Origin of the sequence: Chachezhania antarctica (genome assembly GCF_003646465.1) — a bacterium.
GTDB classification, from domain to species: domain Bacteria; phylum Pseudomonadota; class Alphaproteobacteria; order Rhodobacterales; family Rhodobacteraceae; genus Chachezhania; species Chachezhania antarctica.
Map to the genome: position 1 here is coordinate 158,651 of NZ_QZEX01000005.1, position 15,096 is coordinate 173,746.

Sequence of the window (15,096 nt, forward strand, 5' to 3'; positions counted from 1 at the left end):
CATGGCCCGCGCCCCCCGTCCCTTCACGCCCAAAGTCGTTACCGCCAATGATCTGCTGGAAGGCGATGTCGTCTACCTGACCGAAGACGACCAGTGGACCCGCCGCCTGTCGGAAGCCGAGATCATCACCGACGAGGCGCATGCGCAGCTTCGCCTGCTGCACGGCGAACGGCAGCCCGAAGTGGTCGTGGGCGTGTACCTTGCCGATGTCAGCCAAGGCGACAACGGCCCCGAACCCACCCATTTCCGCGAGGATTTCCGCCGGACCGGACCCTCGAACTACCCACACGGCAAGCAGGAAGTATCGGCACATGTATAAGTATTCCGAATTCGACGACGCTTTCCTGGCGCAGCGCAACGCGCAGTTCCGCGCCCAGGTCGAACGCCGTATCTCCGGCGCGCTGACCGAGGACGAATTCAAGCCGCTCCGCCTGATGAACGGTCTGTACCTGCAATTGCACGCCTACATGCTGCGGGTCGCGATCCCCTATGGCACGCTCAGCTCCGCCCAGATGCGCCAACTGGCCCTGCTGGCCGAGAAGTGGGACAAGGGCTATGGCCATTTCACCACGCGCCAGAACATCCAGTACAACTGGCCCAAGCTGCGCGATGTGCCCGACATGCTGGATGCGCTGGCCGAGGTCGGCATGCATGCGATCCAGACCTCGGGCAACACGATCCGGAACGTGACCGCCGACCATTTCGCCGGTGCGGCCCAGGACGAGATCGCAGATCCGCGCCCCTATGCCGAGCTCATCCGCCAGTGGTCGACCGACCACCCGGAATTCCAGTTCCTTGGCCGCAAGTTCAAGATCGCCGTCACCGGCGCGCCGCATGACCGTGCGGTGATCAAGGCCCATGATATCGGGCTTCAGGTCGTGGAACAGGACGGCGAACGTGGCTTCCGCGTGCTGGTCGGTGGCGGCCTTGGCCGGACGCCGATGATCGGCAAGGTGATCCGTGATTTCCTGCCGGAAAACGACATCCTGCCCTACCTGGAAGCAATCCTGCACGTCTACAATCTGCTGGGCCGTCGCGACAACAAGTACAAGGCGCGGATCAAGATCCTTGTCCACGAAACCGGCATCGACGAGATCCGCGACAGGGTCGAGGCGAAGTTTGTCGAGATCCGCCCGGAATTCTCGGGCTCGGACATGGATGTTCTGGCCGAGATCCAGGACTACTTCGCGCCGCCCGCCTTCACCGACAAGCCGCTGGACGCCTATCAGGAGGCCTACGATAGCGACCCGGTGTTCCGCGCCTGGGTCGATACCAATATCGCGCCGCACAAGGCGGAAGGCTATGGGATCGTCACGATCTCGATCAAGGCGCACGGTGAAACGCCGGGCGATGCGACAGCCGACCAGATGCGCCTGATGGCGGATCTGGCCGAGGCCTATGGCCACGATGAACTGCGCATCAGCCACGAACAGAACGTGATCCTGCCCCATGTCCACAAGGCGGACCTGCCGGCGATCCACGCCGCGCTGAAGGAGGCACGGCTTGCCACGGCGAACCTTGGCCTGATCTCCGACATCATCGCCTGCCCCGGCATGGATTACTGCGCGCTGGCGACGGCACGGTCGATCCCGATCGCGCAGGAGATCGCCACCCGCTTCGACGAGCTGAAACTGGAACATGAAATCGGCGAGCTGAAGCTGAAGATCTCGGGCTGCATCAATGCCTGCGGGCACCACCATGTGGGCCATATCGGGATCCTTGGGCTCGACCGCGCGGGCGTGGAAAACTACCAGATCACGCTGGGCGGCGACGCCACCGAGGACGCGGCCGTGGGCACGCGGACCGGCCCCGGCTTTTCCGCCGAAGACATCGTGCCCGCCATCGAACGGCTGGTGCGCGCGTATCTCGAGGTCCGGGACAGCCCGGGGGAAACCTTCCTGCAAACCTACAAGCGGCTGGGCATGGACCCGTTCAAGACTGCGCTCTACGAAGAAGAGGCTAAAGCCGATGCGGCCTGAACCCCTGTTCGACGCGGACGGCGGGGCCGGAGGCTCGGAAGATCCCGAGCTTGTGGCCCGCGTTGCGGCGCTGAACGACAGCTACCGTCACCACAGCGCCACCGCCGTCATGCGCGGCGCGCTCAAGGAGGCCGAGAACCTCGCGCTCGTCTCCAGCTTCGGCGCGGAATCGGTGGTGCTGCTGCACCTTGCCGCCGTGCACGATCGCAAGGTGCCGGTGCTGTTCATCGACACGCAGATGCTGTTCCAGGAAACGCTCGACTACCAGACCGAGGTGGCCGAACGCCTGAACCTGCAGAACGTCCACGTGATCCGCGCCGACGAACAGGAACGCGCCTACGAGGATCCCGACAACACGCTGCACCAGTTCGACACCGATGCCTGCTGCGACCTGCGCAAGACGCGGCCGCTGGAACGCGCGCTGTCGCATTACGATGGCTGGATCACCGGCCGGAAACGCTTCCAGTCGGGCAAGCGCGCGACGCTCGATTTCTTCGAGGTCGAGCCGGGCTCGGGCCGGATCAAGGTGAACCCCCTCGCGCACTGGGCGCCGGACGATGTGAAGGCCTACATGGACGAAAACCGCCTGCCCCGGCACCCGCTGGTGGCGCAAGGCTACCCGTCCATCGGCTGCGCGCCCTGCACCACCCCCGTGGCGCCGGGCGAAGACCCGCGCGCCGGGCGCTGGCGGGGATCGAACAAGGACGAATGCGGGATCCATTTCGTCAATGGCAAGATGGTCCGGATAGGAGCAGATCAATGAGCGTACTCGTCACCGACACGGGCTTTTCCACTGACGACTGGCAGGCCGGCTACACCCCTTTGGAAGAGGGCACCGCGCGCGCGCTGGACGTGCCGTCGGACGCCGATCCCGACAGCATCCCGCTGTCGGCCGAGGTCGAGATGATCCGCGTGGCCTTCCCGTCCTTCGCCGATGGCCGCGGCTTCACCATCGCCCGCCAGTTGCGCCGCCGCGGCTTCGCCGGGCGCCTGCGGGCCGCGGGCCACGTGATTTCCGACCAGTATGCGATGGCCCGTCGCGCGGGCTTTGACGAGGTCGAGATCGATGAGGATCTGGCCAAGCGCCAGCCCGAGGAAGACTGGCGCTTCCGCGCCGACTGGACCGACCACGATTACCGCGCCCGCCTGCGCGGCTGACCGAATTTTCACCATCAGGGATGGCCGCCAGCCCCCGTGACCCCGTGTCACCCCGCCCGCGCGGCTTCCCCTGACCTGAAACACAGTATAACCGGAGGTGCCGGCAACAGCCCGGCAATGATCTGAATGACCGACATGCGCCCCGTGGATGCCAACATGACCGAAACCTCCTCGAAGGTTGCCACCAAGACCCTGCCCGACGCGCAGACCGTGACCTCGGTGGAACACTTCACCGACCGTCTGTTTTCCTTCCGCGTCAGCCGCCCGCAAAGCTTGCGGTTCCGGTCGGGCGAATTCGTGATGATCGGCCTGATGGGCGATCCCGATCCCAAGACCGGCAAGCAGAAGCCGCTGCTGCGCGCCTATTCCATCGCCTCCCCCGCCTGGGACGAGGAGCTGGAGTTCTACTCGATCAAGGTGCCCGACGGCCCGCTGACGTCCAAGCTTCAGCACATCCAGCCGGGGGACGAGATCATCCTGCGCCCCAAGCCCGTGGGCACGCTCGTCCATGATGCGCTCCTGCCTGGCAAGCGGCTGTGGTTCTTCTCGACGGGCACCGGGTTCGCGCCCTTCGCCTCGCTCCTGCGCGAACCCGACACCTACGAGAAATACGACGAGGTCGTGATCACCCACACCTGCCGCGATGTGGCCGAGCTGGAATATGGCCGCCGCCTGATTGAAGACCTGAAGACGGACGAATTGCTGAACGAACTGATGGGCGACGGGTTCTGGAAGAAGATCCGCTATTATCCCACCACCACGCGGGAGCAGAGCCCCAAGATGGGCCGGATCACCACCCTCCTGCAGGACGGTACCGTCTTCAAGGATCTGGGCATCGACGGCATCACGCCGGAGAACGATCGCGGCATGGTCTGCGGCTCGCTCGACTTCAACAAGGACATGAAGGACGTGCTGGAAGGCTTCGGCCTGCACGAAGGCTCGAACTCCGAGCCCAGCGAATACGTCGTCGAAAAGGCCTTCGTGGGCTGACGACCGCCTGTTCATTTCCGAACACACCCTGACGCCGATCTGCTGACAAGCAGGTCGGCGTTTGTCTTGCGGAGGCTCCCGCCGGCACCTAGGTTCCCCGGTGCAGGCTGTCGGCAGATGTGCTGCTGCAGCCCGGAAAAGGACATTGTCCCATGGACCGTTTCGACCACAGCCCGGAAACCGCACTGACCTGGCACCGCGATGGCAAGGGCGCGGCACTGGCCACCGTGATCGAGACGTGGGGCAGCGCCCCGCGCCGCGCCGGTTCGCAGCTGGCCGTCAGCGGCGACGGACAGATCGAAGGCTCGGTCTCGGGCGGGTGCGTCGAAGGGGCCGTGATCTTTGAGGCCGCGGATGCCATCGCCGACGGCAAGCACCGGGTGCTGGAATTCGGCGTGTCCGACGATGATGCCTTCGCCGTGGGTCTTGCCTGCGGCGGCACGATCCGGGTGCTGGTCGAACCCGTGGGCGGCACCCTGTCCGAAGACACGCTCGCCGCCTTGGTCGATGCGCGCGCAAAACGCGCGGCGTTGGCCTATGCCGTCGACCTGGAAACCGGGCAAGGCGCCCTGACAAGCGACGGCGACGAACTGGCCAGCCGGATGCGCATGGACCGCTCGGGCGTGGCCGAGGACGGCCGCACCTTCTATGCCGTCCACAACCCGCCCCTGCGCCTGATCCTTGTCGGCGCCGTCCACATCGCGCAGGCGCTCGTACCGATGGCGCGCATCGCGGGCTATGATCCCGTCCTGATCGACCCCCGCGCGGCCTTCGGATCGGAAGAACGGTTCCCCGGTGAACGGATCCTGTCCGACTGGCCCGATGACGGCATCGCGGCCCTCGGCCTCGACCCGCGCACGGCGCTGGTCCTGCTGACCCACGACCCCAAGATCGACGATCCCGCTTTGGAGGCCGCCCTGAAGGCCGACCCGGGCACCGCTCCTTTCTACATCGGCGCACTGGGCTCCACCCGAACCCACGCCAAGCGGATCACCCGCCTGACGGAACAGGGGCTGACCGAAGAGCAGCTCTCCCGCATCCATGCGCCCATCGGGCTGGATATCGGCGCGGCGGACCCGTCGGAAATCGCCGTCTCGATCCTGGCGGAGATGACCGCCGTCCTGCGGGGCAAGGCGGCATGAAATTCGGGCCCCTGCCCGTCACGCAGGCCACGGGCGCGATCCTGGCCCATTCCATCACCTTGGGCGACGGGCGCCTCCGCAAGGGCGCGATGCTGGGCGAGGACGAGATCGCCCGCCTTTTGAACGATGGCGTGACCCAGATCATCGCCGCGCGCCCCGATGCGGACGACGTCCTTGAAAACGACGCCGCCGCCGATTTGGCCCGCGCGCTGGTCCCTGCCCCCGACGCCGCTGGCCTGCGGATCACCAACGCCTTCACCGGCCGTGTGAACCTGATCGCCGAGGCGCCGGGCGTGGCCGTTATCGATGCCGCGGCGATCCGGCGGTTCAACAGTGTCAACCCGATGATCACCGTTGCGACCGTCCCCGAATACCAGCAGCTGGCCCGGGGCAACATGGTGGCGACGGTCAAGATCATCTCCTACGCCGTGCCGCGCGCCGATGTCGAAACTGCGGCCAACGCCGCCCGCAGTGCGATCCGGCTGGCGACGGCGGCCTACACATCCGCCAGCCTCGTCGTCACCACGATCCCCGGCGGGCCGGACGATGCCAAGGGCATCCGCGCCATCGGCGACCGGCTGACCGCGCTGGGGCTGGATCTGGCAGAGGTCATCACCGTCCCCCACAAGGGCGCGGACCTGACGCGGGCCGTGACCGATGCACCGGGCGACATGATCCTGATTCTCACCGGCTCGGCCACGTCCGACCCCAACGATATCGCGCCGGGCGCCGTGCGCGCTGCCGGGGGCACCGTCACCCGCTTCGGCATGCCCGTCGATCCCGGCAACCTGCTGTTTCTGGGCCAGATCGGTGCCCGTCCCGTCATCGGCCTACCCGGCTGCGCCCGCGCGCCCGCGCTGAACGGCGCCGATTGGGTCCTGTCGCGCGTGGCCTGCGGGATCGACGTGAGCCCGGACGATATCGCCGGCATGGGCGTGGGCGGCCTCCTGAAGGAAATCCCCACCCGACCCCAGCCCCGTTCGGGGCGCAAAAGCTGACCTTTTTCAGGCATTTGCACCCGCGAACGCGGTGTCAACCGGACCCGCGCGAAGATTTCGGTTCTCATTCCCCGGGACGCGTGATTTAACTCGGGCCAGCAAATGGTTCTGACGGATACGGGAGGGTCTCATGGCACAAGTCGCGATGACCGTGAACGGAGCGTCTGTTTCCGGCGATGTCGAAGGGCGCACCCTGCTGGTGCAGTTCCTGCGGGAATCGCTGAAACTGACAGGCACCCATGTCGGGTGCGATACCAGCCAATGCGGCGCCTGCCTGGTGCATGTGAACGGCGAAGCGGTGAAAGCCTGCACGATGCTGGCGCTGGAAGCCGATGGCACCGAAGTCGCCACCATCGAAGGCCAGGCCGGCGATGACGGCACGCTCAGCGTCGTCCAGCAGGCATTCCAGGATCATCACGGTCTGCAATGCGGGTTCTGCACCCCGGGCATGGTGATGTCGGCGGCGGCGCTGCTTAAGGACAATCCGAAGCCGACCGAGACCGAGATCCGCGAGTATCTCGACGGCAATATCTGCCGCTGCACCGGCTATCATAACATCGTCAAGGCGGTCCTCGCGGCCTCGGGGCAAGAGGTTCCGGCCATAGCGGCCGAGTGACCGCTTGCGTCCCGGCCCCGAATGGCCAGCCCGAACGCCCAGCCTTGAATGCCAGGAGAATGAGAAATGTATAATTTCGATTTCGTGAAAGCCGGCAGCGTGGCCGATGCCATCGCCGCGCTGAAAGAGGAAGACGCCCAGCCGCTGGCCGGGGGGCAGACGCTGATCCCGACGCTGAAACAGCGTCTTGCGATGCCGTCGACGTTGGTGTCGCTCGCCGCGATCCCGGAACTGCACGGCATCACGCAGGACGGCGACACGCTGACCATCGGCGCCGCCACGACCCACAGCACGGTGGCCCGTGAGGTGGCGCAGAGCTACCCCGCGCTGGCCTCGCTCGCCGCGCGGATCGGCGATCCGGCGGTCCGCAACCGCGGGACCATCGGCGGCTCGATCGCGAACAACGATCCGTCGGCCTGCTATCCGGCGGGAGCGCTCGGCTCTGGCGCCACCATCGTCACCAACGACCGCGAGATCGCGGCGGACGATTTCTTCCAGGGCATGTTCACGACCGCGCTGGAAGAGGGCGAGATCGTCACGGCGGTCCGTTTCCCGATCCCGCAGGCCGCGACCTACCAGAAGTTCATCCAGCCTGCCTCGCGCTTCCCGCTTGTGGCCGTTTATCTTGCGAAATACGCCGATGGCGTGCGCGTTGCCGTCACCGGCGCGTCGGAAGAAGGCGTGTTCCGCTGGAGCGAGGCCGAAGCAGCGCTCGACGCCGATTTCGGCGCAGGCGCGGTGAAGGGCTTGTCGGTCGAGCCCGGCGGCATGATCGGCGACATCCACGGCTCCAAGGACTATCGCGCGCACCTGGTGCAGGTGATGACCAAGCGGGCCGTCGAAGCCCTGCTGTAAGTCGCACCCCTGCACGTCGCAGTGCGGCCGCCCCTGAGGACGGCCGCTTGCACACACCAGCCCTACTGCCCCTTGATCTGGACGGAGAACGTCCGCTGCGCACCAGCGGGCGGCGGCGGGAACGGCGCCGCGCGACGGATCTGCTGGACCGCCACCTGGTCCAGCTGGCTCGACCCGCTGCTGCGTGACAGGCTCACGCTCTGCAGCGCGCCGTTGGACGCGATCCGGAACGATACCCTCGCCGCACCCCGGGCATTCAACCGGCCGCGTTTCGCGCGCATGATCTTGCGCATCACCTGCCCCGGATAGTTCGCCGCCGCTGCATTGCCGGTGGACCCGGCCTTCGCCTGCGCCGTTGCCCCCTGTGCCCCGGTATCCGTCTTCCGGTCGCTGCTGGAGCCCTTGCTCGCGTTCTTCGTGCTGTTGCCCTGCGGCGCTGCCTTGGGCTTCGGCGCGGCTTTGGGCTGGGCCACCTGTTCCGGTTTGGGCTCGGGCCGCGCCTGCGGCCGCAGCGTGGGCTTGTCGGTCGGCCCCATCTCGCGCAGTTCGGGCACGGGCTGAACAACCTCTTCCGGCGGCACGGCGGCCATCACGGTGGGCTTCACCGGCTCGGGCGTCACCGTTTCGGGTTTCATCGCCTCGGGCTTCGCGGCCTCCACCTTCTCCGCCGGTTCGGCGGCGCCCGCGGACACGGCGGCGGTCTCGGCATCCGGCTCGGCCGTCTGCTGCAACACCGCCGTGCCGCCTTCGGCCATCGTCGCTTCCTCGGCCGGGGCAGCCGTCACGGTATCGGCCGCGACCTTCTCGGCCGGTTCAGCCTCCGCTTTCTCTGTCTCGACAGGCTCTGCCGTCTCGGGACTGTCTTCGGCCTCGGGCGTCTCCGCCGTCTCGGCCTCGGGCTTTTCCATCGTCTCGGGCTCGGCCTGCTCGACAGGGTCTGCCTCCGGCTTCTCCGGCGCCTCGGTCACGTCGAGAGCGGTCAGCGTTTCGGCCTTCTCGGGGGTCTGCGTGCCTTGTGTCAGGTCCTCGAAGGCGCTGCCCAGATCGGCCGTCGCGACGGTCCCGCCTTCGGTCTGCGCAGGCTCGGGCACAAGGCCCGCCGTCACGCCGCCCAAATGCAGGCCAAGGGCCGCGACACCGGCCACGCCGGCCACAAGGAAGGAACGCGGGATCATTGGCCCACCTCCTTTTCGGACACGATCAGCACGCGTTTCGCGCCGGCGGCCTGCAGGGCGCGGCCCACGGCCACCAGATCGGCCGCCGGAAGCGCGCGGTCGGGCACAAGGCGGACGATCTCGCGATCCTCGCCTTCGCGGCTTTCAAGGAACGCCGCCGCGTCGGTCACGGTCTCGCCCCGGTAGTTCATCGTCCCGTCGGCGCGGATCACCAGCGCATCGGGCGGCGGCCTGTTTTCCAGATCGGCGGTGTTCACAAGCGTGACGTCCGGGTCGAGTGGCGGCGACAGCGTTCCGGCGATCATGAAGAAGACGAGCATCAGGAAGACCACGTTGATCAACGCGATGGTCGGCTCTCCTCCGGAGCGTTTGCGTGGCTGGACTTGCATCTTACCCCAATACGGTAATCGACAGGCCCTGACGGCCCGCCAGCGGTTTCAGGACCGCCAGCAGATCGACAAGGCGTTGGGCATCGGTGACCTTCCCCGGGCTGATCAGCACGCGGGTGGTGCCGTCGGTCGCCAGCGCCTGGATCGCCGCGTCGAGCGCGTCCAGTTCGGTGGGCGTGCCGTTGACCAGCAGCTGGTCGGGCGACAGCGACAGGAAGACGGTCGTGACCTCCCCGGCCGTGGCCGCGGCCCCGCCGCCGGTGGCGGAAAGCTCCAGTTCGGAAAAGCGCGAAAAGGTCGACGTCAGCATGAAGAACAAGAGCAGCAGGAAGATCACGTCGATGAGCGATGTCACCGACACGCGCCCCCGCCGACGCCGTCCGGTCTCAGCCAACATGGCGCAGCTCCGCCTCGACCGGCCGGGAGGTCACGGGCGCGAAGACGGTGCGCAACAGGCGGTTCGCCAGAACCCGGTCGCGGCGCAGACGGGCATCGAGCCACGTGAGCAGCAGCGATGTGGGCATGGCCACCAGCAGGCCTGCGGCAGTGGTCAGAAGCGCCACCCAGATCCCGCCGGCAAGCTGCGACGGATCGACGGAGTTGCCCGCACTTTGCAGCGCGCGGAAGGCGTCGATCATGCCCAGAACGGTGCCGAAAAGGCCGAGAAGCGGCGCCAGTTGCGCGACGATATCCAGAAGGCCAAGGCCGCCTTCCAGCTTGGAAAACCGCGCCTCGGCCTCGGCATCGGCACGGTCGGATGCGGTGGCCCCGCCCCGCGCCTGCCCCATCGCCTGTTCGACGACCGGGCCAAGATACCCGCGCGAAGCCTCGGCCAGCGACTGGGCGCGCGGATAATCGCCCGCATCCCATGCCTCGACCGCGGCTTTCAGGTGCACGTGACGGCCCACGCCCGCGGCGCGGAACTGCCACAGTTTGTACAGCACCACCGCCAGCGTCAGGATCGACACGACGAACAGCACCATGACGACCGGACCGCCCAGATCATAGAGGCCCGTCAACGCGTTGGTTACGATCGATACGGGGTTCATCCGATCAGCTCCGTCGTTTCAACGCGGCTTTTCAGGTCCAGCGTATCGGTGCAGGCGCCGTCGCCCAGGCCTTCACCGGTGCAGGTCTCCGCCCCGTTTATCAGGATGCGCGAGATGTCCGAACACGCCTTCCCCGGAAACGCGAACTGGCGCACGCGGGGGCGGCTTGCGGGCAGGGTTTCGAAATCCAGAAGCGTCAGCTGGCTGACCGCCCCCGCGCCGTCGAACAGGACGACCTCGTAGACCACGCTGTCGGCATCTTTGCCGTGGCCGTTCTGGGCCAGAAAGCTCAGCAGGCACGACCCGTTGCGATCCTGCGCCGAGCTCAGCTCCAGCGAGATGCCGGCATTCTCGGCATCCTGGGCGGCGGCAGGCAGGGCCAGTGCGGCGAACGCGGCCGCCCAGACGGCCACCCGCGCCCCACGGCGCGGGGCTTTCGGTTCAACTCGGGTCATGGAATGTCGATCCTCTTTCTTGGCTAGCACCTTGGCTTGCGGGGGTCAGAACAGTTTCGAAACGGTCAGCTTCACATTGCGGCCCGGCGCGTTCAGCGTGGACAGTGCCGTCCGGAAGTCGCGGTCGAACAGGTTTTCGACGCCAAAACGCACCTGCGTGCCCTCCAGCAGGCCGCCGTCTTGCGGCTTCCACGTGGCACGCACGTTGGAGATGCCGAAGCCCGGCGTGCGGTCGTCGTAGCGGTCGGTCAGGCCCTTGGCGCCCACCAGCTCCCAGCTCAGATCCCACGTGTCGCCGATGCGCTTGCCCAACGTCAGCCGCGCCGATTGCGGCGCCCGGCCGCGCCACGGCGTTTCGTTGCCGCGTTCATCGTATTCGGTGCCGTTGGGGACGTTGATGTTCAGATCGGTGTAGAACCCGTTGGCCAGCACGTAGCTGCCCTCGATCTCCACCCCTTCGGTCTGCACCTCGGCCAGATCGAAGACGGTGCTGGTGGTATAGGTCGAGATATCCCACAGCAGCGTCTGGTACGCGTTCACCTTGAACCGGACCGCGTCGCCATCGCCAAAGATATCGCCGCCGGTGTAGGAAAACCCTGCCTCGTAGGTGCGGGATTGCTCGGCGGTGTCGGCGTATTCCGGGTTGTCCAGATCGTCGATCGGCGGCAACCCTTGGGTATAGGCCGCGCTGCCGAACACGGCGAACCCGTTGTTGAACTGGTAGAAGGCCGAGATCCCGCCCATCGGGCCGGAATTGGTGTATTGGCCATTATAGGGATCGGTATGGCCCGGGGCCACGACATCGGTGCCCTTCAGGTTCTGGTATTCATAGCGCACGGCCGGTGTCAGCGTCAGGTTGCCGATCTGCATCTCGTCCACCGCGAACACCGCGAAGCGCTGGTCGGTGCCGCCCGGGCCTGCACGGAAATCGTTACGCTTGGTGTTGCTCAGCTCCACCCCTGCGCGCAGCTGGTGCGATACCGCGCCGGTGCTGAAATACGATGTGTTCTTGGCCACCAGCCGGGTGGTGCGGTAATGCGAATCCGCGTCCAGAAGATCGCGGATGAACTGCGGATTGCCCGGATACGATCCCCAGACATAGCTGCTGTCGATCTGTTCGTCGGTATAGGTCAGGTTCACATCCAGATCGACAAGGTCGTTCCCGATGGGGCTGTAGCGATAGCGCAGGCCGGTCATCTGCTTCTTGACGGTGCGGTTCACGTTGCCGAAATCGACGGTGTAGAACGTGTCGTACGGCACATCGAGCTCTTGCGTCTCGGTGTTGTTCAGAACCAGCGTCAGGCTCTGGTCCCTGTCCTGCCCGAAGGTGTACTTGCCCTTCGCCAGCCACGACGGCAGATCCGCGCTGCTGCCGGGGATCGTATCGCCCGCGCCATCGGTCATGTCGCTCTGGTTGCGGTAGGTGTAGTTGAACAGGAATTCCAGATCCTCGGTCGGCTGCCACGCGCCGATGGTCGAGGTGACGAAGCCGTTGCCGTTGGAATAGCCCTCGAAGGTCTGGTTCAGGCGGAAGCCGATTTCGCCGCCCGTGAAGTCCGATGCATCCTTGGTTTCCAGCTGCACCACGCCGCCAATAATGCCCGAGCCGTATTCGAACGTGCCCACCGTGCCGCGGATCACGTTCACCTGTTTGTACAGCATCGGATCCGTGAACAGCTGGTTGCCGATGCGGTAGATCTCCTCGCCGGTGGAATCCGCGCCGTCGATCTGGATCAGCACCTTGTTGTCGGTCCCGTAGACCGAATTCGCGCCATACCCCCGGATCGAAATCCCCGACCCCGAAGGCGACGCGCCGTTCACAAGCGACACGCCGGGCACCGAATCGATCAGCTCGGCCACCGTGCCGGCCTGCCGGTCCTGAATTTCTTCTTCGTTGATAATGGTTTCCGGCACAGCCGTGTCGGTCAGGATCTCGCGTTTGCTCTGCCCCAGCAGGATGGTTCCAAGGAACTCTCCCGGCAGGTCGCCCTCCTGCGCCACGGCCGGGCTTGCAGCCATCAGCGCAAGGATGGAAATCGAGGTGATGCCGATTGGTCGAATAGATGCTCTGGTCACGGGGGCTGGCCCTTTGTAGGTCGGTCGGGACCGATCGGGCTGGCAGGTGCTGGCGCGGTCTATGTGGTCGTAAGTGTCATTTGCGGATGCATTCCAAAGGATTGCTTCGAATGACTTGTGCTGGCTACTAAAGCTGATTAAAACAGTCAACTATAAAGCTGCGCCTGCAGAATACGCGGGCCAGCTTCAGCCAGAGCTTCGAAGACAGGTCCCCCTGCCCGCGCTGCTCCCGCCAGCACAATCGACCTACAAGCTCAGAGGCTCAGATGACAGAGACCACGAAGGCGGACCGCCTGACCCCGGAAGATATCCGGGCGGCGCGCGCGCAATCTCCCAACCTGCGGGACCGCGAACTGGCGGCAAGCCTGGGGCTTAGCGAAGCCCAGCTGCTGGCGTCGGACATGGGCAATGGCGTCACGCGGATCGCGGCGCATCCCGACCGGATCATCCCCCAGCTGACCGGTCTGGGACAGGTCATGGCGCTGACCCGCAACGACAGCTGCGTCATCGAAAAGGATGGCATCTTCGACAAGTACCATTCCGGCGAACACGCCGCGATGGTGCTGACGCCGGAACTCGACATGCGGTTCTTCCCCAGCCACTGGGTGCACGCCATGGCGGTCGAGCGGGAGGTCAAGGACGGCGTCCGCCGGTCGATCCAGGTGTTCGATGCCGCCGGCACCGCCGTTCACAAGGTGTTCCTGCGCGACGGATCGAACCTTGATCACTGGCAGAAGATCGTGGCCGACCTGGCAACGGGCCAGGCGGACTCGTGGATCGATTGCGAACCGCGCACCCCGCCCTCGCCCCCCAAAAGCAATCCGGCCAAGGTGGAGGAACTGCGCGCCGAATGGCTGCGGATGACCGACACGCACCAGTTTATGCGGCTTACCTCGAAGCTGCGGATGAACCGGCTGGGGGCCTATCACATCGCCGGCGCCCCCCATGTGCGCCAGCTGGATCCGGCTTGTATCACGCCCGCGCTGGAAGCGATCCGCGACGCGGGGATCGAGGTCATGATATTCGTCGGCAACCATGGCTGCATCGAAATCCACGGCGGCCCGATCCACACCCTGAAGGAAATGGGCCCGTTCCAGAACGTGCTCGACCCCGGTTTCAACCTGCACCTGATGCACGGCAAGGTGGTCGAGCTCTGGGCCGTGAACAAACCCACGAAGCGGGGGCCGGCGATCTCTGTCGAAGGCTTCGACGCGGAAGGTGGGATCGTGTTCCAGATCTTCGGCCGCAAGTCGGACGCGCAGGACTGGCGCCCGGACTGGTGGAAGATCGTCGACGCCCTGCCCGACATGGCCCCGGCCGAGGTGGCGTGATGGCGACCCGTGTTTCCCTGATCGGCCGTCTCCAGATCGGCATGGCGCTGGGGCTGGCCGCACTTCTGGCCGCCCACGCCGTCCGCGCCGATGACCCGGCCGCGCGCGTGGTGACGGCCGGCAGCGCCATCACCGAAATCGTCTATGCGTTGGGGCAGGAAGACCGCCTTGTCGGGCGCGACAGCACCTCGACCTACCCGCCTGCGGTGAATGACGTGGCCAATATCGGCTATGTCCGCGCGCTCTCGCCCGAAGGCGTGCTGTCCATCGCCCCCGACCTGATCATCGCCTCGGACGAGGCCGGCCCGCCGCAGGCCATCGACGTGCTGAAGCAGGCCGGCGTGCGCTATGTCGAGGTGACAGGCGACGGCACCCCCGAAAGCATCGCCCGCAAGATCCGCCTTGTCGGCGACGCGCTTGGCGTGCCGGAGAAGGGCGCGGCGCTGGCGCAGAAGACCGAAGCCGACCTCGCCGCCGCCATCAAGGCCGCGGCCCCGGCAGACGGTGCGACGCGCAAGAAGGTCCTCTTCGTTCTCAGCGCGCAGGACGGGCGGCTGATGTCGGGCGGTGACGATACCGCGGCCGAGGCGATCATCCGCATGGCGGGCGGTCAGAACGCCGTGTCGGGCTTCCAGGGCTACAAGCCCCTGTCGCCCGAAGCGGTGCAGAAAGCCGCTCCCGACGTGATCCTGATGATGGACCGCGGCGGCGATCATTCGGCCAGCAACGAAGAGCTCTTCGCCCTGCCCCAGCTTGCGACCTCTCCCGCGGCTGAAACCGGCAGTGTCGTCCGCATGTCGGGCATCCTGCTCCTGGGCTTTGGCCCCCGCACGCCCGACGCGGTCCGCGAGCTTTCCACAGCCCTGGGCGCCGGGTCGTGACA

General features: G+C 66.2%; 17 protein-coding genes. 11 read left to right on the forward strand and 6 right to left on the reverse strand.

Going from position 1 to position 15,096, the window contains the following annotated elements; translation table 11 throughout:
* Window position 1: 1 nt before the first annotated feature.
* From D4754_RS11645 to D4754_RS11685, 9 genes are all read left to right on the forward strand, one after another.
* The gene (locus tag D4754_RS11645; protein ID WP_121063701.1) at window positions 2-319 is read left to right on the forward strand and encodes a DUF2849 domain-containing protein; all 318 of its coding nucleotides are present in this window, start codon (window positions 2-4) and stop codon (window positions 317-319) included.
* Window positions 312-1,979 (forward strand): nitrite/sulfite reductase, encoded by a 1,668-nt coding sequence (locus D4754_RS11650; protein ID WP_121063704.1) that lies wholly within the window; start codon window positions 312-314, stop codon window positions 1,977-1,979. The genes D4754_RS11645 and D4754_RS11650 overlap by 8 nt, the downstream gene beginning before the upstream one ends.
* Complete coding sequence (locus D4754_RS11655; RefSeq protein ID WP_121063706.1) at window positions 1,969-2,742, forward strand: phosphoadenylyl-sulfate reductase; 774 nt, start codon at window positions 1,969-1,971, stop codon at window positions 2,740-2,742. The genes D4754_RS11650 and D4754_RS11655 overlap by 11 nt, the downstream gene beginning before the upstream one ends.
* The gene (locus tag D4754_RS11660) at window positions 2,739-3,137 is read left to right on the forward strand and encodes a DUF934 domain-containing protein (protein ID WP_121063708.1); all 399 of its coding nucleotides are present in this window, start codon (window positions 2,739-2,741) and stop codon (window positions 3,135-3,137) included. Before D4754_RS11655 ends, D4754_RS11660 begins: the two co-directional genes overlap by 4 nt.
* 126 nt (window positions 3,138-3,263) lie before the next feature.
* Complete coding sequence (locus D4754_RS11665) at window positions 3,264-4,127, forward strand: ferredoxin--NADP reductase (protein ID WP_121063710.1); 864 nt, start codon at window positions 3,264-3,266, stop codon at window positions 4,125-4,127.
* A gap of 152 nt (window positions 4,128-4,279) precedes the next feature.
* Window positions 4,280-5,269 carry an XdhC family protein gene (locus D4754_RS11670; protein ID WP_121063712.1) on the forward strand — a complete coding sequence of 330 codons (990 nt, stop codon included), beginning with the start codon at window positions 4,280-4,282 and terminating at the stop codon, window positions 5,267-5,269.
* Window positions 5,266-6,267 (forward strand): molybdopterin-binding protein, encoded by a 1,002-nt coding sequence (locus D4754_RS11675; protein ID WP_121063714.1) that lies wholly within the window; start codon window positions 5,266-5,268, stop codon window positions 6,265-6,267. Before D4754_RS11670 ends, D4754_RS11675 begins: the two co-directional genes overlap by 4 nt.
* Window positions 6,268-6,397: 130 nt before the next feature.
* Window positions 6,398-6,883 (forward strand): (2Fe-2S)-binding protein, encoded by a 486-nt coding sequence (locus tag D4754_RS11680; protein WP_121063716.1) that lies wholly within the window; start codon window positions 6,398-6,400, stop codon window positions 6,881-6,883.
* 66 nt (window positions 6,884-6,949) lie between these two features.
* The gene (locus D4754_RS11685; protein ID WP_121063718.1) at window positions 6,950-7,738 is read left to right on the forward strand and encodes an FAD binding domain-containing protein; all 789 of its coding nucleotides are present in this window, start codon (window positions 6,950-6,952) and stop codon (window positions 7,736-7,738) included.
* Between the two features lie 62 nt (window positions 7,739-7,800).
* On the opposite strand, the gene D4754_RS11690 is transcribed toward D4754_RS11685, so the two are convergent.
* The 6 genes from D4754_RS11690 to D4754_RS11715 are packed head-to-tail and all read right to left on the reverse strand — an operon-like array spanning window position 7,801 to window position 12,882.
* Complete coding sequence (locus D4754_RS11690) at window positions 7,801-8,913, reverse strand: TonB family protein (RefSeq protein ID WP_121063720.1); 1,113 nt, start codon at window positions 8,911-8,913, stop codon at window positions 7,801-7,803.
* Entirely contained in the window at window positions 8,910-9,302 is a 393-nt protein-coding gene (locus D4754_RS11695; RefSeq protein WP_121063722.1) for an ExbD/TolR family protein, read from the reverse strand. The genes D4754_RS11690 and D4754_RS11695 overlap by 4 nt, the downstream gene beginning before the upstream one ends.
* A gap of 1 nt (window position 9,303) precedes the next feature.
* On the reverse strand, window positions 9,304-9,699 hold the full coding sequence (locus tag D4754_RS11700) for an ExbD/TolR family protein (protein ID WP_121063723.1): 396 nt from the start codon (window positions 9,697-9,699) through the stop codon (window positions 9,304-9,306).
* Window positions 9,689-10,351, reverse strand: coding sequence for a MotA/TolQ/ExbB proton channel family protein (locus D4754_RS11705; RefSeq protein ID WP_121063725.1), 663 nt, complete (start codon window positions 10,349-10,351; stop codon window positions 9,689-9,691). Before D4754_RS11705 ends, D4754_RS11700 begins: the two co-directional genes overlap by 11 nt.
* Window positions 10,348-10,806 carry a hypothetical protein gene (locus tag D4754_RS11710; RefSeq protein ID WP_240453854.1) on the reverse strand — a complete coding sequence of 153 codons (459 nt, stop codon included), beginning with the start codon at window positions 10,804-10,806 and terminating at the stop codon, window positions 10,348-10,350. Before D4754_RS11710 ends, D4754_RS11705 begins: the two co-directional genes overlap by 4 nt.
* Before the next feature lie 45 nt (window positions 10,807-10,851).
* A complete protein-coding gene (locus D4754_RS11715; RefSeq protein WP_338031147.1) occupies window positions 10,852-12,882 on the reverse strand; it encodes a TonB-dependent receptor plug domain-containing protein in 2,031 nt (676 codons plus the stop codon).
* Window positions 12,883-13,148: 266 nt separating this feature from the next.
* Between D4754_RS11715 and D4754_RS11720 the strand changes: the two genes are divergently transcribed.
* Window positions 13,149-14,213, forward strand: coding sequence for a hemin-degrading factor (locus D4754_RS11720; protein WP_121063729.1), 1,065 nt, complete (start codon window positions 13,149-13,151; stop codon window positions 14,211-14,213).
* Window positions 14,213-15,094 carry a heme/hemin ABC transporter substrate-binding protein gene (locus D4754_RS11725; protein ID WP_121063731.1) on the forward strand — a complete coding sequence of 294 codons (882 nt, stop codon included), beginning with the start codon at window positions 14,213-14,215 and terminating at the stop codon, window positions 15,092-15,094. Before D4754_RS11720 ends, D4754_RS11725 begins: the two co-directional genes overlap by 1 nt.
* Window positions 15,095-15,096 lie beyond the last annotated feature (2 nt).

Bases quoted from the DNA above. Each gene is read 5' to 3' on its own strand.
- D4754_RS11725 (WP_121063731.1), top strand. From the start codon at position 14,213: ATGGCGACCCGTGTTTCCCTGATCGGCCGTCTCCAGATCGGCATGGCG.
- D4754_RS11685 (WP_121063718.1), top strand. From the start codon at position 6,950: ATGTATAATTTCGATTTCGTGAAAGCCGGCAGCGTGGCCGATGCCATC.
- D4754_RS11650 (WP_121063704.1), top strand. From the start codon at position 312: ATGTATAAGTATTCCGAATTCGACGACGCTTTCCTGGCGCAGCGCAAC.
- D4754_RS11645 (WP_121063701.1), top strand. From the start codon at position 2: ATGGCCCGCGCCCCCCGTCCCTTCACGCCCAAAGTCGTTACCGCCAAT.
- D4754_RS11720 (WP_121063729.1), top strand. From the start codon at position 13,149: ATGACAGAGACCACGAAGGCGGACCGCCTGACCCCGGAAGATATCCGG.
- D4754_RS11665 (WP_121063710.1), top strand. From the start codon at position 3,264: ATGACCGACATGCGCCCCGTGGATGCCAACATGACCGAAACCTCCTCG.
- D4754_RS11690 (WP_121063720.1), bottom strand. From the start codon at position 8,913: ATGATCCCGCGTTCCTTCCTTGTGGCCGGCGTGGCCGGTGTCGCGGCC.
- D4754_RS11710 (WP_240453854.1), bottom strand. From the start codon at position 10,806: ATGACCCGAGTTGAACCGAAAGCCCCGCGCCGTGGGGCGCGGGTGGCC.
- D4754_RS11705 (WP_121063725.1), bottom strand. From the start codon at position 10,351: ATGAACCCCGTATCGATCGTAACCAACGCGTTGACGGGCCTCTATGAT.
- D4754_RS11680 (WP_121063716.1), top strand. From the start codon at position 6,398: ATGGCACAAGTCGCGATGACCGTGAACGGAGCGTCTGTTTCCGGCGAT.
- D4754_RS11675 (WP_121063714.1), top strand. From the start codon at position 5,266: ATGAAATTCGGGCCCCTGCCCGTCACGCAGGCCACGGGCGCGATCCTG.
- D4754_RS11670 (WP_121063712.1), top strand. From the start codon at position 4,280: ATGGACCGTTTCGACCACAGCCCGGAAACCGCACTGACCTGGCACCGC.
- D4754_RS11695 (WP_121063722.1), bottom strand. From the start codon at position 9,302: ATGCAAGTCCAGCCACGCAAACGCTCCGGAGGAGAGCCGACCATCGCG.
- D4754_RS11660 (WP_121063708.1), top strand. From the start codon at position 2,739: ATGAGCGTACTCGTCACCGACACGGGCTTTTCCACTGACGACTGGCAG.
- D4754_RS11700 (WP_121063723.1), bottom strand. From the start codon at position 9,699: ATGTTGGCTGAGACCGGACGGCGTCGGCGGGGGCGCGTGTCGGTGACA.
- D4754_RS11655 (WP_121063706.1), top strand. From the start codon at position 1,969: ATGCGGCCTGAACCCCTGTTCGACGCGGACGGCGGGGCCGGAGGCTCG.